The 22,204-nt window shown below is 72.6% G+C and carries 21 protein-coding genes; 11 read left to right on the top strand and 10 right to left on the bottom strand.

The genetic code is table 11. The features are described from left to right. Positions 1-199 precede the first annotated feature (199 nt). Positions 200-1,477: a YncE family protein gene (locus ACFV9D_RS33380; protein WP_385154770.1), complete on the top strand. Its 1,278-nt coding sequence runs from the start codon at positions 200-202 to the stop codon at positions 1,475-1,477. 7 nt (positions 1,478-1,484) lie between these two features. On the opposite strand, the gene ACFV9D_RS33375 is transcribed toward ACFV9D_RS33380, so the two are convergent. After that, on the bottom strand, positions 1,485-1,871 hold the full coding sequence (locus ACFV9D_RS33375) for a MerR family transcriptional regulator (RefSeq protein WP_385154767.1): 387 nt from the start codon (positions 1,869-1,871) through the stop codon (positions 1,485-1,487). Between the two features lie 64 nt (positions 1,872-1,935). Here ACFV9D_RS33375 and ACFV9D_RS33370 point away from each other — a divergent pair, with 64 nt between their 5' ends. The 5 genes from ACFV9D_RS33370 (at position 1,936) to ACFV9D_RS33350 (ending at position 7,448) form a co-directional block, all read left to right on the top strand. Then, complete coding sequence (locus tag ACFV9D_RS33370) at positions 1,936-3,168, top strand: MFS transporter (protein WP_385154764.1); 1,233 nt, start codon at positions 1,936-1,938, stop codon at positions 3,166-3,168. A gap of 136 nt (positions 3,169-3,304) precedes the next feature. After that, entirely contained in the window at positions 3,305-4,258 is a 954-nt protein-coding gene (locus ACFV9D_RS33365; protein WP_385154761.1) for an alpha/beta hydrolase, read from the top strand. Beyond that, a complete protein-coding gene (locus ACFV9D_RS33360; RefSeq protein WP_385154759.1) occupies positions 4,251-5,450 on the top strand; it encodes an acyltransferase in 1,200 nt (399 codons plus the stop codon). Before ACFV9D_RS33365 ends, ACFV9D_RS33360 begins: the two co-directional genes overlap by 8 nt. A gap of 1 nt (position 5,451) precedes the next feature. Further along, positions 5,452-6,774: a sensor histidine kinase gene (locus ACFV9D_RS33355; protein ID WP_385154879.1), complete on the top strand. Its 1,323-nt coding sequence runs from the start codon at positions 5,452-5,454 to the stop codon at positions 6,772-6,774. Then, positions 6,771-7,448 carry a response regulator gene (locus ACFV9D_RS33350; protein WP_385154756.1) on the top strand — a complete coding sequence of 226 codons (678 nt, stop codon included), beginning with the start codon at positions 6,771-6,773 and terminating at the stop codon, positions 7,446-7,448. The genes ACFV9D_RS33355 and ACFV9D_RS33350 overlap by 4 nt, the downstream gene beginning before the upstream one ends. A 49-nt stretch (positions 7,449-7,497) precedes the next feature. Here ACFV9D_RS33350 and ACFV9D_RS33345 read toward each other — a convergent pair whose 3' ends face one another. The 5 genes from ACFV9D_RS33345 to ACFV9D_RS33325 form a co-directional block, all read right to left on the bottom strand. Then, positions 7,498-8,331 (bottom strand): hypothetical protein, encoded by an 834-nt coding sequence (locus tag ACFV9D_RS33345; RefSeq protein ID WP_385154753.1) that lies wholly within the window; start codon positions 8,329-8,331, stop codon positions 7,498-7,500. Next, on the bottom strand, positions 8,331-9,608 hold the full coding sequence (locus ACFV9D_RS33340) for a VWA domain-containing protein (RefSeq protein ID WP_385154750.1): 1,278 nt from the start codon (positions 9,606-9,608) through the stop codon (positions 8,331-8,333). The genes ACFV9D_RS33345 and ACFV9D_RS33340 overlap by 1 nt, the downstream gene beginning before the upstream one ends. A 91-nt stretch (positions 9,609-9,699) precedes the next feature. Continuing rightward, positions 9,700-10,608, bottom strand: coding sequence for a polysaccharide deacetylase (locus ACFV9D_RS33335; RefSeq protein WP_385154747.1), 909 nt, complete (start codon positions 10,606-10,608; stop codon positions 9,700-9,702). After that, on the bottom strand, positions 10,605-11,771 hold the full coding sequence (locus ACFV9D_RS33330; protein ID WP_385154744.1) for a GAF domain-containing protein: 1,167 nt from the start codon (positions 11,769-11,771) through the stop codon (positions 10,605-10,607). Before ACFV9D_RS33330 ends, ACFV9D_RS33335 begins: the two co-directional genes overlap by 4 nt. Beyond that, positions 11,768-13,093, bottom strand: coding sequence for an MFS transporter (locus ACFV9D_RS33325; protein WP_385154741.1), 1,326 nt, complete (start codon positions 13,091-13,093; stop codon positions 11,768-11,770). Before ACFV9D_RS33325 ends, ACFV9D_RS33330 begins: the two co-directional genes overlap by 4 nt. 145 nt (positions 13,094-13,238) lie before the next feature. Between ACFV9D_RS33325 and ACFV9D_RS33320 the strand changes: the two genes are divergently transcribed. Together ACFV9D_RS33320 and ACFV9D_RS33315 are read left to right on the top strand one after the other, a co-directional pair. Next, complete coding sequence (locus tag ACFV9D_RS33320) at positions 13,239-13,913, top strand: GntR family transcriptional regulator (protein ID WP_385154738.1); 675 nt, start codon at positions 13,239-13,241, stop codon at positions 13,911-13,913. A 66-nt stretch (positions 13,914-13,979) separates the two neighbouring features. Continuing rightward, positions 13,980-15,170 carry a hypothetical protein gene (locus tag ACFV9D_RS33315; RefSeq protein WP_385154735.1) on the top strand — a complete coding sequence of 397 codons (1,191 nt, stop codon included), beginning with the start codon at positions 13,980-13,982 and terminating at the stop codon, positions 15,168-15,170. A gap of 76 nt (positions 15,171-15,246) precedes the next feature. Here the strand turns inward: ACFV9D_RS33315 and ACFV9D_RS33310 are convergent, their stop codons facing one another. The 4 genes from ACFV9D_RS33310 to ACFV9D_RS33295 form a co-directional block, all read right to left on the bottom strand. After that, entirely contained in the window at positions 15,247-15,963 is a 717-nt protein-coding gene (locus ACFV9D_RS33310; RefSeq protein ID WP_385154732.1) for a flavodoxin family protein, read from the bottom strand. A 163-nt stretch (positions 15,964-16,126) separates the two neighbouring features. Continuing rightward, complete coding sequence (locus ACFV9D_RS33305; RefSeq protein ID WP_385154729.1) at positions 16,127-17,068, bottom strand: endonuclease/exonuclease/phosphatase family protein; 942 nt, start codon at positions 17,066-17,068, stop codon at positions 16,127-16,129. 51 nt (positions 17,069-17,119) lie between these two features. Continuing rightward, positions 17,120-18,298, bottom strand: a complete 1,179-nt coding sequence (locus ACFV9D_RS33300) for a YncE family protein (RefSeq protein WP_385154726.1) — start codon at positions 18,296-18,298, stop codon at positions 17,120-17,122. Continuing rightward, the gene (locus tag ACFV9D_RS33295; protein WP_385154724.1) at positions 18,295-18,927 is read right to left on the bottom strand and encodes an ankyrin repeat domain-containing protein; all 633 of its coding nucleotides are present in this window, start codon (positions 18,925-18,927) and stop codon (positions 18,295-18,297) included. The genes ACFV9D_RS33300 and ACFV9D_RS33295 overlap by 4 nt, the downstream gene beginning before the upstream one ends. Before the next feature lie 272 nt (positions 18,928-19,199). Here ACFV9D_RS33295 and ACFV9D_RS33290 point away from each other — a divergent pair, with 272 nt between their 5' ends. From ACFV9D_RS33290 to ACFV9D_RS33280, 3 genes are all read left to right on the top strand, one after another. Beyond that, positions 19,200-19,667, top strand: coding sequence for a hypothetical protein (locus tag ACFV9D_RS33290; protein WP_385154721.1), 468 nt, complete (start codon positions 19,200-19,202; stop codon positions 19,665-19,667). 142 nt (positions 19,668-19,809) lie between these two features. Beyond that, positions 19,810-21,030, top strand: a complete 1,221-nt coding sequence (locus ACFV9D_RS33285) for an RNA ligase (protein ID WP_385154718.1) — start codon at positions 19,810-19,812, stop codon at positions 21,028-21,030. 3 nt (positions 21,031-21,033) lie between these two features. Further along, on the top strand, positions 21,034-21,951 hold the full coding sequence (locus ACFV9D_RS33280; RefSeq protein WP_385154715.1) for an AAA family ATPase: 918 nt from the start codon (positions 21,034-21,036) through the stop codon (positions 21,949-21,951). Positions 21,952-22,204 lie beyond the last annotated feature (253 nt).

Here is a 22,204-nt window from a genome sequence, read left to right as displayed (position 1 = left end):
CCAGGGGTCAGACAGCGCCTGGGAGCGCCTCGGCCCGCCCCTCGCGCTCGACCGGAACGGCGGACGCCGGCACGTCCGGGTCCGCGGCGACTTCCCCGTACCGAAGTCTTGTCGCGGGCGCGACAACTCCTTACCGTCGGGTAAGTTGCCCTGGCCGACAGGGCTGTTGATGCCCTACGGTCTCCCGGAAGGAACCCCCATGCCTGCTCTCCGGACGCGTGGTGCGCGCCGCCTCCTGCTCGGCTCCCTCGCCGCCGCCCTCGCGCTCACCGTCACCGGGGGCGGCACCGTGGCCGCCGCGCCGCCCGCCGACTCCGCGCGGCCGGCGGGGCTGCACGAGGTGATGTTCGTCGGGAACAACTGGGACGGCACCGCCGATGTCATCGAGTCCACCGGCGACTTCGCGCGCATCGGCCGCATCAACGTCATCCCCGACCGCGAACGCCGCATGTGGGAGATCGGGCTCAACCCGATCAAGCTGGCGTACTTCCTGGGCATCCGGCAGGGCCCCGGCGAGGGTCACGACCAGTTCGTCGACGACATGTACGCCACGCCGGACGGCTCGGCGATGGTGGTCAGCCGGCCGAGCTTCGCCGACGTCGTCTCGATCGACCTCCGCACCGGGGCGCTCAACTGGCGCTTCCCCGTGTCCGGTTTCCGCTCCGACCACATGGCCGTCTCGCCCGACGGCACCCGGGTCGCCGTCTCGGCCTCCACCTCCAACCGGGTGCACGTCCTCGACATCACCACAGGCCGGGAGCTCGGCTCCTTCGCCACCGGCGACAAGCCGCACGAGAACGTCTTCACGGCCGACGGCCGGTATCTGTGGAACATGGCCATCGGCGAGGTCACCACCGCCCTGGACGCCCCGGGCTGGGACTGGACCAAGGGTGATCGCCGCATCACCGTCGTCGACGCGCGGACCTTCGAGCAGGTCCGGGTGATCGACATGCGCGCCCGGCTCGACGCCTTCGGCCGTAAGGACCTCTCCGACGCGGTCCGGCCCGTCGCCTTCACCCCCGACGAGTCCACGCTCTACTTCCAGGTCTCGTTCTTCAACGGCTTCCTCGAGTACGACGTCGCCACCGACCGCATCACCCGCGCCAAGACGCTCCCCGAGAACCCGGCGACCGACCCGGACCGCACCACCTGGGTCAACGACTCCCGCCACCACGGCATGTCCATGAGCCCCGACGGCAAGCGGCTCTGCGTCGCCGCCACCATGGACGACTACGCCACCGTCGTCGACCGCGCGACCCTGACGGAGGGCCCGCTGGTGGAGGCGGACAAGCCGTACTGGGCGACGGTCAGCGGCGACGGCCGCTCCTGCGTCATCTCCGAGAGCGGCTCCGACCGCGTGACGGCGATCGACTTCGCCACCGGCCGCCGCGTCGCCTCGGTCGCCGTCGGAGACCACCCGCAGCGCGTCCGCCTCGCGCACGTGCCCGCCGACTGGACCGGACCGGCCGCGCGCTGAGGACGGTTCAACCCGCGCTGACGGACCCGGTGGCCAACTTCTCGCGTACGGCGTCGAGATACTCGGCCACCGCGTCCCGGTTGCGGGTCAGGAACCGGATGCGCTCGGTCATCCGGTCGCGCTCGTTCTCCAGCGTGGCGAGCATCTCCGGTGTGGCGTCGGGGAAATGGATGATCCGGGGCTTGTCGAGGCACGGCAGGATCTGCTTGATGATCCGGGTCGGCAGCCCCGCGTCGAGCAGACCGCGGATCTGCAGGACCCGGTCCACGTTCGACTCGTCGTAGGCGCGGTAGCCGTTGGGCGTGCGATCGGCGACGATGAGTCCCTGCTCCTCGTAATAGCGCAGCAGTCTGCGCGGGGTGCCGGTGCGCTCCGACAGCTCTCCGATGCGCATGGGGTCCTCCACCTCACGTGCTCACTTGACCTTCACATCAATGTGAGGGTTTCAGCATACGGGCATGAGCAACGACACGGCCACGAAGGCCGGTTCCTCGGTACGCCCCGGGAACCGGCAGCCCTCCGGAAAGCTGCCCCTGCCCGCCCTCCTCGCCCTGGCCACCGCCGTCTTCGTCACCAGCCTGACCGAGACCCTGCCCGCCGGCGTCCTGCCCGCGATGAGCGCCGACCTCGGCGTCGGCGAGGCGGCCATGGGCCAGTCCGTCACCATCTACGCGATCGGGACCGCCCTCACCGCGATCCCGCTGACCGCGGCCACCGCCGGCTGGCGCCGCAAGCGCCTGCTGCTCACCGCGGTCGCGGGCTTCGCCCTCGCCAACACGGTCACCGCCGTCTCCACCCACTACCCCCTCACCATGGCCGCCCGGTTCCTGGCCGGTGTCGCCGCCGGACTCGCCTGGGCCCTGCTCGCCGGTTACGCCCGCCGACTGGCGCCCGTCCACCTCCAGGGCAAGGCGATCGCCGTCGTCATGACGGGCATTCCGCTCGCGCTCTCGCTCGGCGTGCCCGCCGGCACGTTCCTCGGCGCCGCGGTCGGCTGGCAGGTCACGTTCCTGGTCATGACCGGCCTCGCCGCCGTCCTCCTCGCCTGGATCACGCTCACCGTCCCCGACCACCCCGGGCAGCCCAGGGGCGGCAGGGCTCCCATCCGGCGGACCCTCGCCGTCCCCGGCGTGGCCCCCGTCCTGTTCGTCACCCTCGTCCTCGTCCTCGCCCACACCGTCCTCTACACCTACGTCGCCGCCTTCCTCGACCACCTCGGCATGGGCGGCTCCACCGGACTCGTCCTCCTCGTCTTCGGCGGCGCCTCGCTGCTGAGCATCTGGTTCACCGGCCTGCACATCGACCGCCGCCTGCGCACCCTGACCCTCGCCGGGGCCGTCCTGTTCGCCGCCGCGTCCGGCGCGCTCGCCGTGGCCGCCGACAGCACCGCGCTCGTCCACGCCGCCGCCACGCTGTGGGGACTCGGCTGGGGCGGGGCACCGACCCTGCTCCAGACCGCCGTCGCCGACGCCGCCGGCGAGGCGGCGGACACCGCCCAGACCATGCTCGTCAGCCTCTGGAACGCGGCCATGGCAGGAGGCGGCGCCGTCGGGGGACTCCTCCTCGACCACCTCGGCGCCGCCGCACTGCCCTGGAGCGTCCTGCTGCTCCTGGTCCCCGTCCTGATCGTCGTGACGGCCGCCCGCACCCACGGATTCCCGGCCGCCCGGCGAGGCCCCGGCGGCCCCTGAAGGAGCCTTGCCCCTACCCGTAGTACTTCAGAGCTACCCGCCGACTGTCCCCTCCGGCGGGACGCCGACTACAGGCCGTGATCCATACGTTCGGCACCGGAACGAAGCACCTCGTCCGGTACGGAAGGACCACACCATGGCGTCCCGCCCGCGCAGCCGTCGCCTGCGCCGCACGCTGCTCGCCGCACTCGTCACCGCATCGGTGGCGGTGCCGACGGCGGGCGCCGCGAGCCCCGCCGCCGTCCCGGCACCCGCGCCGGCCGCGCTCGGCCCCCTCGCCCCGGCCACGGCCTCGGTCCTCGACGAGCGGTACGCCGCCAACCGGGACGCCATCCGCGCCGCCGAACGGACCGCAGCCGACTACGGCGACCGGAAGAGGGCCGCCACCCTGCGCGCCATGGCCGGCCCGACCCGCCACTTCCTCTCCTTCGACGGCCGCGACGGCGGCCGGAGCGTCGAGGTCGTCGGCGACCTCGCGCGCGCCGACCGCATCGCCGTCCTCGTCCCCGGCTCCGACACGGCGCTCGGCAGCAAGCGGTTCCGGGACGGCGCCGTCGCTCTCCAGCGGCAGTTGGGCGGGCGCGCCGCCGTCCTCGCCTGGCTCGGCTACCGCACCCCCGCCACCGCGAGCGCGGCCGTCCTCACCCCCGGGCGGGCCGACGAGGCGGCGCCCGCACTGCGGGACTTCATCGGCGAGCTGTCGGCCGCCAAGCCCGCCGCCCGCCTCACGCTCCTGTGCCACTCCTACGGCTCCGTCGTCTGTGCCAAGGCGGCCCCCGGGCTCCCCGCCGCCGGCATCGTCCTCTACGGAAGCCCGGGCACCGGCGCCGACAGCGCCGCGGACCTGCACACCGCGGCCACCGTCTGGGCCGGGCGCGGCGAGGACGACTGGATCGCCCACGTGCCCCATCTCCGCGTTCCCCTGCCCTTCGGGGAACTCGGATTCGGAACGGACCCGCTCGCGCCCGAATACGGCGCCCGCGTCTTCGACGCCGGCGACGGCGGACACAGCGACTACCTCCTCCCGGGCTCCCTCCCGCTGAAGAACCTCGCCCGCATCGTCGACGGACGGGACCCGGCCGATGCGTGAACTCGTCCGCCGCGTCGAGGCCGCCACCCCGCCGGACCGCGACCGCGCCCTCGACGCCCTGCGCGCCCTCGCCATCCTCGGCGTGGTGCTCGGCCACTGGCTCGTCACCGCCCTCGTCGCCGACAGCGGCACCGTCCGCGCCGCCAGCCCCCTGAACCACCTGCCCGAATTCACCCCCGTCTCCTGGGTGTTCCAGACCCTCGCCGTCTTCTTCCTCGTCGGCGGGCACGTGGCCGCCAGAAGCCACGCCGCCGCCCGGGCCCGGCAGGAGGGCTACCGCCCCTGGCTGGCGGCCCGCCTGGGACGGCTCTTCCGGCCCGTCGTCGCCGTGCTCGCGGTATGGACCGTGGCGTCGCTCGCGATGCTCGCCGCCGGTGTGCCGTGGCAGACCCTGCACACGCTGGGCAAACTCGTCCTCTCCCCGCTCTGGTTCCTGCTCGTCTTCGCCGCGCTGACGGCGGCGACCCCCCTCGTCGCCCGGGTGCATCCGCTGTGGCCGCTCGCCGTCGTCCTCCACGTCGACCTGATCCGCTTCGGCCTCGACGGACCGGCCTGGCTCGACTCGCTCGGCTGGATCAACGTGGCCGCCGGCTGGCTCGTCCCGTACTGCCTGGGCGCGGCCTGGTCCCGGCACGGCCTCAAGGACCGGACGACCGGCTGGTTCCTGCTGCTCGGCGGAGCCGCCGCCACCGCCCTCCTGGTCCTCCACGCGGGCTACCCCGCCTCCATGGTCGGCGTGCCCGGTGCCCCGGTGTCCAACCTCAACCCGCCCACGCTCGCCGCCGTCACCTTCGGCCTCGCCCAGTGCGGCGGAGCCCTGCTGCTGGTCGGCCCGCTGCGCCGGGTACTGCGGCGGCCCGCCGCCTGGGCGGCCGTGGCGCTGCTCAACCTGAGCGCGATGACCGTCTTCCTCTGGCACCAGACCGCGATGATGGCCGTCACCGTGACGGGGCTCCTCGCCGGCGGACTCCTCGGCCACGGACCGCTCCCGGGCCTGCACACCGTGCCCGACGGGTACGGCTGGGTCCTGGCGAGACTCGCCTGGCTGCCGCTCTTCGCGCTCGCGCTGCTGGTGTGCGTGGCCGCGTTCCGTACGTACGAACAGGGCGGCCGCCGCCCAGGCCGCCGCCCAGGTCGCCGCTCAGGTCGGGAGCGGCGACCCGCGGCGAGGGAGGAGATGCGACGTGCCTAGGCTGTACGCCGCGGACAAGGGGGAACAGGTGGGGGAGAGTTACGGGCAGTGGCTGATCGCTGCCCTGCGGCGGGCGCCGCGCGTGCTGCGCCAGGACCTCTGGACGGTGGCCCGCGACCCGCTGCCCCGCCACGTGTGGTTCGGGTGGCTGCCGCACGGACACCTCGTGCTGCTCGCGGTCCTCATGGGCGCGTTCAACCTCGGCGCCTACGCCAACGCGATGGTCACGCTCACGGCTCCGGTCCAACTCCTTGTCATCTTCCAGGCCGCGGCCCTGGTCCTCGCCCTGAGCCGGCCCGTGCCGGCCTGGTGGCTCTCCACGGTCGCCCTCTTCCTCATCGCCGAGATAGGCGAGTCGACCGTAGGACCCGACATGGGATGGCCATGGAGCGTCTGGGGCGTCGTGATCCATGCCTTCGTCGTGCTGCTCCTCGCCCTGCGGGCCCCGCTCCGGGTCACGGTCGCCACCCTCGCGATCACCGTGCTGACCGGAGCGGCCAACACGGCGGTGCCCACGAGCTTCCCCCACAACCAGGACCTCGCGACCGGCGCCATCGCCTTCGCGGTCGCCGCGGTGGTCGGCGCCTCGCTGCGCATGAGCCGCGTGGCGCGGACGCAGCTCGTCGAACAGGAGGTCCTCACCTCCGAGGAGCGGGCCCGGCGCACCCTCCTGGAGGAGCGCGGACGGATCGCCCGCGAGCTGCACGACGTCGTCGCCCACCACATGTCGGTCATCTCCATCCAGGCCCAGGTCGCCCCGCACCTCGTCGAGAACCCGTCCGACGAGCTCAAGGAGAATCTGGCGGGCATCCGCCAGAACGCCGTCGACGCGCTGACCGAACTGCGCCGCGTCCTCGGGGTCCTGCGCGCGGAGGACCCGGCCGCCGACGGCGTACGGCACACGCCCCAGCCCACCCTGGACCGGCTCGACGAACTCCTCGACAACGTCCGCGCCGCCGGGCTCACCGTCGAGGCGGGAACCACGGGAGAACGCCGCCCGCTCTCACCGGGTGTCGAACTCTCCGCGTACCGCATCGTCCAGGAGGCGCTGAGCAACGCGATGCGGCACGCGCCGGGGGCACGGGTGCGGGTGGAGGCCGGCTATCTCCCCACGAGGCTCACCCTCCGGATCGCCAACACCCCGCCGACGCGCCCCGCCGACCCCGCCTCGGCTCCGCTCTCGCCGGGTCCGGGACACGGGTTGCTCGGCATGCGCGAGCGCGCCGCCATGCTCGGCGGCGAACTGACCGCGGGACCCACCCCCGACGGCGGCTACGAGGTGACCGCCGCCCTTCCCACCGATACCCGCAAGGACGCCCTATGACGAGCAGTACGATCCGGGTCCTCATCGTGGACGACCAGATGATGGTCCGTCAGGGCTTCACCGTGCTGCTCGACGCCGAGCCCGGCATCGAGGTCGTCGGCCAGGCAGTGGACGGCGAGGACGCCGTCGCCAAAGTCGCCGAACTCGCCCCCGACGTCGTCCTGATGGACATCCGGATGCCCGGCACCGGCGGCATCGAGGCCACCCGCCTCATCACCGCGCCCGCCGACGCCACCGTGAAAGTGCTCGTCCTGACCACCTTCGACCTCGACGAGTACGTGTACGAGGCCCTGCGCGCCGGTGCCTCCGGCTTCCTCCTCAAGGACGCCTCCGCCGAGGAACTCGCCCATGCGGTACGGGTGGTGGCCGGCGGCGACGCGCTGCTCGCCCCCACCATCACCAAGCGGCTCATCGCCGAGTTCTCCCGGCTCAGCTCCGCACCCCGCGCCCCGCTCAGGGACCGCGTCGGCGCCCTCACGGAACGCGAGACCGAGGTCCTGAGCCTCATCGCCCACGGTCTGTCCAACGCCGAGATAGCCACCCGATTGGTCGTCGCCGAGCAGACCGTCAAGACCCATGTGAGCCGCATCCTGGTCAAGCTCGGCCTGCGCGACCGCACCCAGGCAGCCGTCTACGCCTACGACACCGGCCTGGTCCGCCCGGCCGGACATTGAAAAGCGGCCCGGGGCGTCGTCCGACGCACCGGGCCGCTCGCGCCGTGCGTCAGACGGCCGGGGGCACCCGAGACGGGCGGCCGGATCCCCGGGTCAGGGAGTACCCGGCGATACCGGCGAGCGCGCCGAGGACGCCGCCGACCGCGGTCCAGACCCAGCGGTCGGACCACCAGCCCGAGGACCAGCCGTCCTCGGGAGCCCGCGTCTCGACCACCGACGGCGTGCCGGCCGGGGCCGCGTCCTGTGTCGTGGCACCCGGAACCAGCGGGGCGGCGAGCGAGCCGCCGCCCGCGTACGCACCGCCCTGCTCGGCGGAGACCGCGCCCACCTCGGCCGTGAACGGCTGGCCGAGGTCGTCCTCCGGAAGGCCGGTGACCGTCAGCCGGACGTAATAGCTGCCGGGCAGCGGATCCTCGTCCCAGGTCTCGGCCCAGGGCCGGACCGTACGCAGGGTGCAGGACAGCTCCACGGCAGCGGCGTCCTTCGCCGCGGCCCTGGACTGCATCCCGTACATGCACGGCTGGCGGCGGCGCAGTCCGTCGTAGACGTCGATCCGCCAGGTCGAGGCGCCGTGCCGGGCGGCGGACTCGGGGAGCGTGACCGAGGCGGTCACGGTGGGTCGCTGCCCCGTGTCCGCGGGGAACACCCAGTAGAGGTAGTCACCCGTGGACGCCTCGGCGGTGGCCTGCTGGCCCTGCCGGAACGCCGCGGCGGTACGGAAGGTGGTGCCCGCCTCCGTCGGCCCGGCCGTCGCGGCGGCGCTCGCGCTGCCGCTCGGGGTCGAGGCCGGGGACGGGGAGTCCGCGAGGGCGGGCACGACGGCCGGACCCAGCAGCCCGGCGCCCGCCAGCAGAACGGTGGTCAGCGCGCGTACGGTACGCATCAGTTGGTCCTCCAGACGGCGACGCGCCAGCGGGACAGCCAGCCCCAGAGCAGACCGCCCACGAAGCCGGCCAGTACCAGCGCGCCGAGCAGCCACCAGCCACGGCCGAGCCCGAACGCGGCCACGTCGGACGCCTCCTCGGGCGCGTCGACCAGGTCCACCGTCAGCTCGATCGGCATGCCGGGCGTCGTCTTCACCCCGGGCGGCGCCGAGAAGGAGTTGCTGACCTGGAGGCACACGGTCTCGGCCGCCGGCTTGGTGTCGGCGTCGATGTCGTCGAGGGGCGGCTTGGGATAGCGCAGCCCGGTCGAGATGACGTCCGTGCGCCCGTCGCCCGCCTCGGAGCCGCGGACGGCCTCGCGGCCGTGCACGGTCACCGCGCGCAGCAGCACGCCGTAGTCGTTGTTGACGGCGCGATCGGCCGCCACGCTCACCGAGGCCCGCAGCTCCTGTCCGGGCAGCACGTCCACCCGGTACCAGCGGTGCCGGCCGAAGGTCTGCCGGTCGGTGTACAGACCGGGCTTGAGCTGCGGGGCGTCCGCGCACCGCTCGGCGCCCTCGGTCGCCACCGGGGTGACGACCGGGTCGGCGGCGCGGTCGACCAACTGGCGGACCCGCTTGGAGAGTTCTTCGGTGTGGCGGACCGAGGTGTACGTGCCGCCGGTCGCCTCGGCGATGCAGGTGAGCTGCTGCCGGATCTTGGCGTTCGGCACGAGACCCAGCGTGTCGATGGTCAGATGGATGCCCTTGGCGGCGATGTCGCGCGCGACCTCGCAGGGGTCGAGCGGGGCGCAGGTGTCCTCGCCGTCCGTGATGAGCACGATCCGACGGGTGGCGTTGTCATCGCCCTTGAGGTCCTCCGCCGCCCCGAGCAGGGCGGGCCCGATCGGCGTCCAGCCGGTGGGGGCGAGGGTGGCGACGGCCGTCTTGGCCTCGGTGCGGTCGAGCGGGCCGACCGGATAGAGCTGCCGGGTGTCCTTGCAGCCCGTCTTGCGGTCGTCCCCGGCGTAGTCGGCACCGAGGGTGCGTATGCCGAGCTGCACCTCGTCGGGCACCGCGTCGAGCACCTCGTTGAAGGCCTGCTTGGCCGCCGCCATCCGGGACTGGCCGTCGATGTCGCGGGCCCGCATCGAGCCGCTGACGTCGAGCACCAGCTCGACCTTGGGGGGTTCCTTCGCCGCCGGTTCGTCGGCGGCGGCGCCGGTCGGGAACAGCCCGACGGCCAGGACGGCGAGCAGCGCGCAGGCCCCGGTCGACAGCCGTTTTCTCGTGATCATGGGCGGATCGTAGGGATGATCGTCCGACAATCCAAAACGGCCCGGTGCGCGGACCCCCGACGGGGAGTCCGCGCAGGGCCGGCCGCTGCCGTCAGCGCATGTCCGCGGGGCGTTCGACGCCCTCGAAGGGGAAGCGGCGCCGGAAGTCGTCCGCCGCGTCCTCCAGGGTGCAGAAGCTGACGCCCTCGTGGCCCGACACGTACTCGATGAAGCGCTCCAGCATCAGCAGCACCTGCGGGCGTCCGCTCACGTCCGGGTGCAGGGTGACCGGCACGACCGCGTAGTCCAGCTCGCGGTGCACCCAGTCGAACTGGTCGCGCCAGTCCTGCTCGAGGGCGCGCGGGCTGACGTACCCGTGGCTGTTGTGCGCGTGCTTGTTGAACATCATCGGCGGCAGGTCGTCGACGTACCAGTTGCCGCAGAACTCGACCAGGTCCACCTCGTGGCCGTGGACCAGGGGCCGCATCCAGTCCTTGGCCTCCTTCGTGTAGTCGATCTTCGTCCAGCTGTCGCCGACCCGGGCGTAGAACGGGGTGAAGTCGCGGTAGTTCTGGCTGTGGTCGTACGAGAAGCCGTACTTGTGCAGCAGGGCCGCCGTGTGCGGCGACATCTCCCACCACGGCGCCACGTAGCCACGCGGCCTGCGGCCGGTGTACTCCTCGATGAGCTCGACCGAGCGGGCGAGGACGTCCTCCTCCTGCTGGGGGCTCATCGCGATGGGGTTCTCGTGCGAGTAGCCGTGCGCGCCGACCTCGTGGCCCGCCTCCACGACCATGCGGGTCTGCTCGGGGAAGGTCTCGATCGAGTGGCCGGGGATGAACCAGCTGGTGCGTATCCCGTACCGCTCGAAGAGCTTCAGGAGCCGCGGGGTGCCGATCTCGCCGGCGAAGACACCGCGCTGGATGTCGTTGGGCGAGTCCTCGCCGCCGTAGCTGCCGAGCCAGCCGGCGACCGCGTCCACGTCGACGCCGAGCGCGATCCTGATGTCCTTGGTGGTCATGCGGCAGGTGCCTTTCCGTACGTGTCGAGCAGGTGGTGCACACGGTCGATCGCGGTGGTCATGACGGCCTGGTCGGCGGCGCTCCAGTCCCGCTCGGCGAGGCTGTGGGCGGAGATCCAGCCCGTCATCTCCGTGTCGCGGACGACCGGCGAGAGAAGCTGGGCGTGGACTCCGTAGACGTCGATCAGCGCCTGCGGAGGGTGCGGGTCGCCGCCGAAGCGGGGCTGGACGAGCGGGACCCGGTGGCGCTCCAGCCACTCGACGGTGTTGAGTCGGCGCTGGTCGAGCGAGGCGTCGCGGCGGATCGACCGGACGCCGTCGCCGAGGGCCTCGGCCGCGGTGAGATCCACGTGCAGGCCGTGCCCGGGAAGGTCGAGCCGGAGTGTGGTCCGGTCCGCGCCGACGGCCTCCCGCAGCTCGCCGAGGACCTGCTGGAAGCGGGCGCGCAGGCTCCCGGAGCGCAGAAGTTCGCCGTGTCCGCCGAGGACCGGGTGCGCTCCGGCGAGGTCGAGAGCCTTCCAGAGGGTGGCGGCGACGCTGTCGAAGACCGGGACGCCGAGGGCCTGTTCGAGCCCGGCCGCCGCCCCCGCCCCGTACACGTTGGTGCAGACGACGGCGACCGCGTGCGCGGAGCCGGCGGCGGCCTCCTCGATCTGGCGGGCGACCTCGGCCTCGGGGATCCGGGCGAACGCCTCGTTGTCGCTGACGCCGAACGGCTCGGCGAGCACGCACTCCAGGCCCTCGGCCGCGTATGTCGCGACGATCCGCTCGGCGACGTCCGCGGTGTACGGGACGGCGAGCCCGAGCCGGGTCACGCCGTAGGCGGCGCAGGCGTCGAGCAGGGCGAGGGTGGAGGTGGTGGCAGGGATCCCGGTCGCCGCGGTGAGGGCGGCACAGAGCGCGCGGTCGCGCTCGACGCCGAGCCACGAGCCGGACGTGCCGTTCCACACCAGGACGTCCACCCGCGCGTCGGCGAGCTGCCGGGCGGCGGCGACCATCGACGCCGGGTCGAACTGGGCGTCGGAGCCCCCGTCGAGGGCGATTCGGGTGACGGGGACCCGCGCGAAGTGCGCGCTGACCTCGGGCAGGTCTCGCAGGAGGCGGTAGGTCACCGGCTCGAGGCAGGTGTTGGAGGACGGGGTGAGCATGCCGATACGGGTCATCGGACGGAGAGCCTTCTGCTGTAGTCGAGGACGAGGGAGGAGAGCGTGAACAGCACGCCGGCGCCGACGAAGTAGAGCAGCGCCCAGGTGTACGAACCGGTGCCGCCGACGATGTAGCCGACCGCGATCGGGGTGACGATCCCGGCGATGTTGCCCGAGAGGTTCATCGCGCCGCCGACGACTCCGGCGTTGGCCCGGCCGGCCAGGATCGAGGGCAGCGACCAGTACAGGCCGGCCCAGCGTAGGAAGAACATGACGACGGAGAGCAGGGTGACGGCCGTCGCGGCATCCGGGACGAGGACCACACCGAGGAGCCCGGCGACGACGGCCGTGCCGGCGACGCCCATCATCGAGCGCATGACCTTGTTCGCGCCGGCGCCCGCCGCCTTCCAGCGGTCGGAGACCCAGCCGCCGGTGAGTTCGCCGACGAAGCCCGCGCCGAAGATGACCAGCGTCGACCAGCCGATGGTCTTGATGTCGAAGCCCTTGGTCTCGGAGAGATAGAGCGGGCCCCAGGTGAGCAGTCCGTAGAAGACGCCGTTGAAGCCCATCCAGCCCAGGCACATGGCCCAGAAGGAGCGGTGCCGCAGGTAAGGGCGCAGCCCGGTGCGCTCGTTGCCCGGACCGGCGGCGTCCTCCTCGGCGTGCGCCCGCTCGATGTACGCGGCCTCCGCCTCGTTGACCCCGGGGTGCTCGCGCGGGGTGTCGCGGATGTACCAGGCGGCGTACAGGCCGACGGCGACGGTGAGGATGCCGGCGATGACGAAACTGAGCCGCCAGCTGCCCGTCCAGGCGATCAGCGCGGAGATGATGACACCGCCGAGCGCCGCGCCGAGCGGGGCTCCGCCGTCGAGCAGTACGGCACCCCGGCCGCGCTCCTTCGCGGGCAGCCACTGGGCGTTGAGCTTGCCGCCGGCCGGCATGACCGGGGCCTCGACGGCGCCGAGCAGGAGGCGGTAGCCGAGCAGTGAGCCCGCGCCGGTCGCGGCGGCGGTGACGGCCTGGGCGGCGCCCCAGCCGATGCACGCGCCCGAGACCATCTTCCGGGGGCCGAAGCGGTCCGCCAGCCAGCCGCTCGGAATCTGCATCAGCGCGTACGTCCAGAAGAACGCGCTCAGGACGAAGCCGGTCGTCTCCTTGGAGAGCCCGAGGTCCTCGGTGATCAGGGGCAGCGCGACGGAGACGGAGCCCCGGTCGATGTAGTTGAGGGCGACGACGCCGAGCAGCAGGACGAACATCTTCCAGCGCACCCGGCTCGGGCGTCTTCCGTGGGCGGGGGCGGCGGTTGCCTCGGCGGTCTCGCCGACCGATGGGGTACTCATGGGCAAACCCTCGATTCACGCATCGGACAGGGTGAAACACGGAGGAACCATCTCCTCCGCGTTTTGGTATACCAAAGAATGAGGGCACCCCCGGGTGCCGTCAAGCGTTTGGTATACCGTGATGACTTCGATACGGGGAGGACACATGACCGGGACCCAGGCGGCCGCCGAGGCCGCACCGACGGCCGGCGGCGGATGGCTTCGCGACCAGGTCTGCGAAGGGCTGAGGGACCGCATCATCACCGGCCGGCTCAAGCCCGGCGACCGGCTCGTGGAGCGCGATGTCGCCGAGGAGTTCGGGGTCTCCCGGGTGCCGGTGCGCGAAGCGATCCGGATCCTGATGGGGGAGGGGTTCCTCCAGGCGCTCTCACCGCGCCGGATCGTCGTCAAGCAACTGTCGCGCCAGGACGTCGAGAACCTCTTCGACATGCGCGAGGCCCTGGAGGTCCTCGCGGTCCGCCGGGCCGCCGAACGCCGCACCGACGCTCAACTCGACGAACTGCGCGAGCTGTTGGAGGAGGCGCGGACGGCGACGCTGTCGGGCAGGGCGGAACGCATCTCACGCGCCAACACCGCGTTCCACCACCACATCGTGGAGCTCTCGCGCAACGACCTGCTCGCCACGACCCTGGAGTCGCTGGAGGGCCGGCTGCGCTGGCTCTTCCAGCAGATCGACGACCCCGGCCCCCTGTGGGACGAACACCGGGTCCTCTACGAGGCGATCGCCGCGGCCGACGCCGACGCGGCGGCGGAGTGCTCGCTGCACCACATCCGCCACTACCGGGACGTGGCGCTCCGCCTTCTCTTCGAGCAGGACTAGCAGCAGTCCTATGATCGACTCGGCCGTCGGAGGTCGGAGGTCGGAGGCCGGAGGGGGTGAGGCACCGTGGACGAAGTCGAGGACGGTTCGCTGCGTGAGGTCGTCTGGGAGCGGGATCTGCCCCTGCGCTTCGCGCTCGTCAGCGAGGAGTGGGACGGGGAGCAGACGGTGTGGGCGCGGTGCGTCGAGGCCGACGGGCTGTTCATGGACCCGTCCGCGTTCCGGGAACGAGTGACCCTTTTCGGCTGCGCGCCCACCGGCCGGCTTCTCAGGGCCGCCGAGCGGTGCGCGGACGCTCCTGTTCCCTTCGGCGAGTTGCACCTCATGGTGAGCGACGTGGACGCCGAGGATCCGTACACCCATGACTACTGCGCGCTCGGCGACGTCGTCGTCCTCGACAGCAGGCCCAGCACGGAGGACCCCGCACTGGTCGACCTCGTCGTCGAGTGCGTGATCACCGAGCAGCCGCCCTCCTACCGCAAGGAGCCCGCGACGGCGGACATCGCCCTCCTGAACGGCACCAGCGGCGGCCCGCTCGGGTCCTGCCATCGGGCGGGCGGCGTGTACGGTGCCCGACCGGCTCCCGCCCGTCGACCCGTGCGGCTCATCGGCTGCGAGCCCTCGCCGAACCTGATGCGCCGGATGGTCCAGCCCCGCCACGGCGGGGACAACATGAAGATCTGGCTCCTCGACCGGACGGGCCGGCCGACCCCCGTCGACGAGCACATCGCTGTCGAGGTCGACGAGTGCCGGCCCTCCGCGCTGGGCGGCGCGCTGATCGACGTGACGCTCAAGGGCGGGCTCTTCCGCCGCATGCCCTTCCCACCCGAGGCCCGCCCCGTGTGGGACGCCTGGTACGAGGGCCCGCCCCGGGAACGCAACGGATGGGCGCCGTTCACGACCGCAGGGCGCGGCGAGTGGCTGCGGTTCACGAAGGTGTGTACGGGCCCTGAGGAGCCCGGCGCGGTGTGTGAGCTGGACGGGCGGTACGTCACCGACATCCCGGGCCTGCACTGCGCGATCGGCGAGGCGGTCGGCGGTCCTGGGTACCAGTGGCACCAGTGCTGGAACGCGCTGAGCGGCTGCCCGTGCGGCGGCGACGCGTCCCGGGCGCCCTTCACGCTCGTCTGGCACGACGCCGACGTGGCCCGCCGGGCCCTGGCGGACATCAGCGTGGACACGGACGGCGAGCTGAGCTACTTCGACGCGGTGGTGCCGTTCCTGGAGCGGATGGGCGTCACCGTGGTGCTGCGCTAGGCCAGTTCACGGGTGCTGCGTGAGGCCAGTTCACGGGTGCTTCGCCAGGCCACTTCACGTTCGGACGGGCCGGGTGCTAGCGGTGTTCCGGGTTCGCGAAGTCGGCGCGGCAGCCGGCGTCCCACGCCGAGCGCTGATTGCCGTGTGCCGGAATGCCGCCCGCTCGCTTCAGCATCCCCGCCAGATGCATCAGGTTCCAGGCCATGAACGAGGTGTTGCGGTTGGTGAAGTCGTTGTCGGGGCCGCCCGAACCCGGGTCCAGATACGACGGCCCCGGCCCGGCCTCGCCGATCCAGCCCGCGTCCGCCTGCGGCGGGATCACGTAGCCCAGGTGCTGGAGGCTGTAGAGCACGTTCATCGCGCAGTGCTTGACCCCGTCCTCGTTCCCCGTGATCAGACAGCCGCCCACCCGGCCGTAGTAGGCGTACTGCCCCTCGCTGTTGAGGAGACTGGAGCAGGCGTACAGCCGCTCGATCACCCGCTTCATCACCGAGCTGTTGTCACCGAGCCAGATCGGACCGCACAGCACGAGGATGTCGGCCCGCATGACCTGCTCGTACAGGTCGGGCCAGGCGTCCGACTCCCATCCGTGCTCGGTCATGTCGGGCCACACCCCGGTCGCGATGTCGTGGTCGACGGCCCGCATCAGCGAGGTCGTCACGCCCTGCCGCTCCATCACGGCCCTGCTGCGGTCGATCAGCCCCTCGGTGTTGCTGACCTCGGGGGAGCGCTTGAGCGTGCAGTTGACGTACAGGGCGCTCAGATCGTCGTAGCGGTACGGAGTCGCGGACATCGGCCGTCTCCTCGCGGGGGTGGGAGCAACTGGACCAGCCTCCCCTCCCCGGGCCGGCCGGGCCATCCCGGGACGACCGACCGGATGACGGACCCGCCGGCCGGAGCCGTGGGGCGCCGTAGGGCGTACTCGCCGCGGTCGGCCGCCCGCCGGTCCCGTGACGTCAGAACCGCAGGCGCGCGGCCACCGGCAGATGGTCGCTGCCGGTGTCGGGCAGCGTCCAGGTCGTGGTGACCTCCGCGCCGCGGGCCAGCACGTGGTCGATGCGCGCGAGGGGTGCGCCGGCGGGCCAGCTGAAGGCGAACTCGCCGCGGCTGCCGCGCACCTGGTCCATGACGGGACCGAGTCCCCGGTCGGCGGCCGTGCCGTTGAGGTCGCCGAGGACCAGCACGTTGGCGGCGCGCTCCGCGGCGAGCGCGCGGCCCAGCCGGACGGCGCTCTCGTCGCGCCACCCCGTGGCGTACCCCTCGGCCGCCCGTACCCGGACCGACGGCAGGTGCGCCACGTACGTCGCCACCTCTCCGTGCGGGCCGTGCACGACGGCCCTGAGCCCACGGTCCCAGCCGCTGTCCACCGCCCGCGGTCTGATGTCGACCCGCGCGATGTCCGTCAGCGGATACTTCGACCACAGCCCGACCGTCCCCACCGTCGCGTGATGCGGATGGGTCCGGCCGAGGACGATGCGGAACGCGGGCAGGCTCGACTCCGTCAGCTCCTGGAGCGCGACGACGTCGGGATCCGGGCCGAGCAGGATCCTCGCGACGCGGGACGGACTGGTGTTCTCGTCGCTCACGTTGTGCTGGACGACCGTCATGTCGTACGCGGCAGGCGAGCCGGACCCCGAGGTCGGCAGCGCCGCCCGGAACACGGCCACCCAGACGGCGGCGACGACCAGGCACGCCACCGCCGCGACCACCGACCGACGGACGACGGCCACGACCAGCCCGAGCGGCACGGCGAGAGCCAGCCAGGGCAGGAAGGTCTCCACGAGGCTCATCACGTTCCCCGGCAGGCGGGGCACCGCGGAGGAGAACAACAGCAGTCCGCCGACGACGGCCAGCGCCGCCCCGGTGACCAGCCCCCGCGTCCTTCTGATCGCCTCCATCGCACCCCTTTCCGGGGTGAGGACGCGGCGCGGGCTGAACCAGTTCCCAGGTCAGGGACGGGAAGCCGGAGGGGTCGTCCGAAGGACCGCGATGCCGAGCGGGCGTTCCCCGACGGCGAGGCGCCGGGTGTCGCCCGTCTCCAGGTCGACCACGGTGATGCCGTTCCAGTAGCCGTCCCTGGTGAAGCCGCCCGTGACGTACGCGGTGCGGCCGTCCGCCGTCACGGTGACGTTCTCGTGGGGGCCCTCCAGGGGGTGGATCCGTTCGGCGCCTTCGGGTGTGCGGACCGTGAGGGAGGGGCCCTCGTCCTCGTCCGGGTCGATGGGGCCGGTGCCGACGACGAGGAGCGTCCCGTCGGGCGTGATCGCGGCGCCGTGCTGGTGGGTGTCGGCGGTCATCGCCTCGATCTCCGTACGGCCGGCCCGCGGGTCGACCACGGCCAGCCGCTCGCCCTCGAAGGGGAGCAGGAGCCTGCCGTCCGAGGGGCGGACGGCGGTGTAGTGCGGCTTGAGCCAGGAGCCGAGACCGCCTTCGGTGCCGTACGGGGCGACCTCGATGCGGCGCGGTTCGAGCGTGTCGGCGGGGACGACCGTGACGTCGAACGAGTCGTGGTTCGTCGTGTACACCTCGGCGCCGTCCCGCGAGACGTCGACGTCGAACGGCCGCCGGCCGACCGGGACCGTGGCGGTCACCTCGCGGCTCGCCGTGTCGATGACCTCCAGGGTGCCGTTGCCGCCGGGAACGTTGACGCCGACGTACACCCACCGGCCGTCGGGGGCGAGCGCGATGCCCATGCCGCCGCCCCGGTACTCGCCGGTGGTGACCGGGCCGGTGTCGGTCTCGTACGGGATGCGGGCGAGCCGCTCGCGGGTCCGGGTGTCGACGACGGCGACGCCCTCGGCGGTGGCGACCCAGGCGCGTCCGTCGGCGCCGACGGCCAGGCCGTACGGAGCGGTGCCCACCTCCACGGAGCCGAGCGCGCCGCGCTCCGGGTCGATGAAGGTGACGGTGTCGGAGCCGAAGTCGGCGACGAGGAGGGTCCCGTCGGGGGTGGGGGCCGCCGGGGCCGAGCCGGTCGGAGCGGCACCGGCACCGGGGGAGGCCGAGGAGGATTCGGAGGTGTTCGCGGGCGCGGCGTCGTCGCTCGGCGCGCAGCCGCCGAGGACGGCCGCGACCGCGGCGGCGGGTACGAGGACGCGCCCGGCGCGCCCCGGACGGCGGGGGCTCATCGGGAGGTCTCCCGTCCCCTGGAGGTGGCGCGCGCGGAGGCGGCCTCCAACAGGCCGGCGATCCGGTCGAAGCCGTGTCGGCGCGCGTGCTGGAGCGGTGTCGTCCCGTCGTGGTCCGCGAGCAGGGGGTCCGCCCCCGCGGTGATCAGCAGCTCGACGACCTCCTCGTGCGGGAGACCGCCGTCACCGAGGATCACCGCCTCGAGCAGCGCGGTCCAGCCGAGCCGGTTGACGTGGTCCACGTCGATGTCGGTCTCGCGCAGGACGGCCCGTACGTACGCGACATGGCCGCGTTCGGCGGCCGGGATCAGCGAGGTCCCGCCGAAGCGGTTGGTGAGACGCAGGTCGGGGCCCGCTGCGAGCAGGACGCGCATCATGGGCACGCTGCCGGTGACTCCCGTGACGAGCCAGGGCGTGTCGTCCTGGGCGTCCCGTGCGTCGGGGTCGGCGCCCGCCGCGACCAGGAGCTCCGCGGCGCCCACGTGGTCCGCCCGCGCGGCCAGCAGCAGCGGGGTGCGCAGCTCGCCGTCGCGGCTCTCGACGTGCGCGCCGGCGTCGAGCGCGGCGCGGATCCCGGTCGTGTCCCCACGGCGTGCCGCCGCGAGCAGCAGCCGGTCGTTCGTCGGCATGGGCGTTCTCCTTCGCATGGCCGTGAGCAGCACGGACGTCGTCCCTTCGCGGGGGGGCGGAGGCAGTCGGTCCGCTCGCCTGGTCCATCGTGGGCCCGCCTTCGCACCGCGGCGGTCGGCCCAGCGGATCGCCGAGGAGAGCCGTCCGGTGGACCCGGGGGTCATCCGATCGGTCGACCCCCGGCTCGGAGATCGCGGTGGCGCCGAGCAGTCGTAAGTCGGCGCTAAAGTGATCACTTCAGACCAACTGAGCTTCATCTCTGGGGGATTTCTTGCGTTTCAAGAACACCATGGCCGCCTGCTCGGTGGCAGTGGCCGCGCTGCTCGTCCCGCTGGCCGCCACGCCCGCCGCGGCCGCGACGCCGACCACGGGGGACTCCGTGCGGGCCACGGACTACTCGTACTCCGGGAGCTTCGAGATCGGCTGGCGGGTCGGGCCGAACAAGCTGGACCCCGTCAAGATCACGCTCAGGGACACGAAGACCGACGGCTACGCCGTCGGCGCGCGCCTGATCACCAACGGCTCGGACGGCAAGATCGTGTGGCGGATGCGGACCATCCCGTCCGGCCAGGACACCGCCTCCTGGACGACGTACGCCGCCCCCGGCGGGTGGATCTCCAACGCCTACTTCGAGATCTGCAAGATCAAGGTGAGCACCGGCGCCGTCTCGTACTGCGACACCACGCGGGTGATGCACAACCCGATCAGCGACGACGACAACACGCCGTTCCCGGGCTGACCACCCCGGCTCGCGTGAGCGGGGAGGAGGGGCACCCGGCCGGGTGCCCCTCCTCCCCGAAGCCATCCTTGACCGGCACAAAAGCATTGTCGGTACGGGGCCTCCGCAGGTGACAATGAGTCACCACTGACCAGGAGGAACCATGAGCCAGGCACACCTGACTCTCCAGGAGCTGCTGCCCCCGCAGGAGTTGGCCGCGGCCATCGACGCCGGGCACGTCACCCGCAAGGCGCACCCCGAGCTGCCGCTGTCGATCTACACGTACACGCGGGCGTGCCAGTACGAGCGGATCTGGAACCAGGTGACCACGCGCTGCCGTGGGCTCGTCGCCGACGACACGACCGGCGAGATCGTCGCGCTTCCCCTGCCGAAGTTCTTCAACATCGGTGAGCACGAGGCCGGTCAGCCCTACGCGCCCGCGTTGCCCGACGAGCCGTTCGACGTCTACGACAAGGTCGACGGCAGCCTCGCGGTGATCTTCCACTACGCGGGCCGCTGGCAGGTCGCGTCCAAGGGGTCCTTCATCAGCGCACAGGCGACCTGGGCGCAGCGTCGGCTCGACGCCCGGAAGACCGACGCGCTGACTCCCGGAGTCACCTACCTCGCCGAGATCCTCTACCCGCAGAACCGTATCGTCGTCGACTACGGCGACCGCCGGGACCTGGTCCTCCTCGCCGCCTTCGGCCCGGACGGCACCGAGATCCCGCTCGCCGAGGCCGCCACCACATGGACGGAGATCGGCTCCGTCGTACGGACCTGGCCCGCGATGCCGCTCGACGAACTGCTCGCCCTCACCGAGTCGAACACGTTGCCCGGCGGCCGAGCCGCCACCGGCACCGACGCCGAGGGCTTCGTCCTGCGCTACGCCTCGGGCGTGCGGGCGAAGGCCAAGCTGAGCGAGTACGTACGGCTGCACAAGGTACTGACCGGGGTCACCGAGCGGGACATCTGGCGCAGCCACGGCATCCAGCGCTTCGCCGGCATGTCCGTCAAGCGGCTGGCGCAGGGCCTGGGGTGCTCGGTCGCCGAGCTCGGCGGCATCAGGACCTCGGGCGGCCGGCCGCTGGACGCCCTGCTGGAGCAGGTGCCGGACGAGTTCGACACCTGGGTGCGCGGGGTCATCGCCCGCCTGGAGGACGAGGCGGCCGGCCGCGAGCGCGCCATCGACGAGGCCTTCAAGGCAGTCGCCCATCTCGCCGAGGACCGCGGCGCCTTCGCCCGCGCGGTCAAGGCGCTGCCGGTCGACCCGGAGATCCGGGCGGCCATGTTCCTGCGCCTCGACGGTCGGCCGACCGACCTCGTCGTGTGGCGCTCCGTCAGGCCGGAAGCGGCCGACCCGTTCACGACCGATGAGGAGAACTGACCCGTGCCCGCAGTACACGTCATGACGGGACTCCCCGCCTCGGGGAAGACCACGGCCGCCCGCCGGCTGCAGGCGGAGTCCGAGGGCCGGATGCGCCGCGTCAACCTCGACGACCTCCGCACCATGCTCGACGTCCCGGCGCCCGAGCGCGGCCGCTCGCACGCGCACGAGCGGACCGTCCTCGACATCCAGGACGCGGCGGTCCGCTCCGCCGTCGAGGGCGGCTTCGACGTGGTCGTCGACAACACGCACCTGACGCCGCACATCCCCAAGCGGCTCATCGCCGCCGTCACCGGCCTCGCCGCCGACTTCGTCGTGCACGACTTCACCGACGTGCCGGTCGACGAGTGCGTACGGCGCGACGCCGCGCGCGAGCGCTCCGTCGGCGAGGAGATCATCCGCATCCTCGCCGACAAGCACGCCAAGGCCACCCGCGGCGGCTGGCGCCTGACCGCCGAGTGGCTGAGCACCCGGCCGTCGGCCGCGCCCTACGTCCCCGACCCGGCGCTGCCCTCCGCGGTGATGTGCGACATCGACGGCACGCTCGCACTGCGCGGCGACCGCGGTCCGTACGACTTCTCACGCTGCGACCTCGACCTGATCAACGTCTCGGTACGGCAGGCCCTGCGCGCCTTCCGAGCCGCCGAGAACGACACGATCGTGCTGGTCTCCGGCCGCAGCGAGGACCACCGGGCCATGACCGAGGCGTGGCTCGCGCGCCATGAAGTGCCGTACGACGAACTGTGGATGCGGGCCTCGGACGACGGCCGCAGCGACGACATCGTCAAGGCCGAACTCTTCGACGCGCACGTGCGGAACCGGTACGCGGTACGGGTCTCGCTCGACGACCGCGACCGCGTGGTGGCCCTTTGGCGCCGCATGGGCCTGCCGACCTGGCAGGTCAACTACGGCAACTTCTAGGCCGCGTCGCGTCTTCTGCGACATCGCCACGTCGCCACGTCGTCGTTGGGCTCGGTGCCGTCCAGCGGACACGTGACGTACGTCGCCGGCAGCTCGCCGAACCGGCCGGGTGGGGCCGGCTCGGCCGGTTCGGAGAGCGAGGCGCCTGGGTGCGGCGTCGTGCCGTCGACGATCCCCCCCGAACCCGCGGGAAGGGGAGGGCCCCGCCCCCCGGGCCCCCCCCCCCCCCCCCCCGTGGGATAAAAAAAAAAAA

It is taken from the genome of Streptomyces sp. NPDC059875 (assembly GCF_042731085.1).
In the GTDB taxonomy this organism is placed as follows: domain Bacteria; phylum Actinomycetota; class Actinomycetes; order Streptomycetales; family Streptomycetaceae; genus Streptomyces.
The sequence above is the reverse complement of the archived record's forward strand: the minus strand, read 5'-3'. Positions and strand labels throughout refer to the sequence as shown.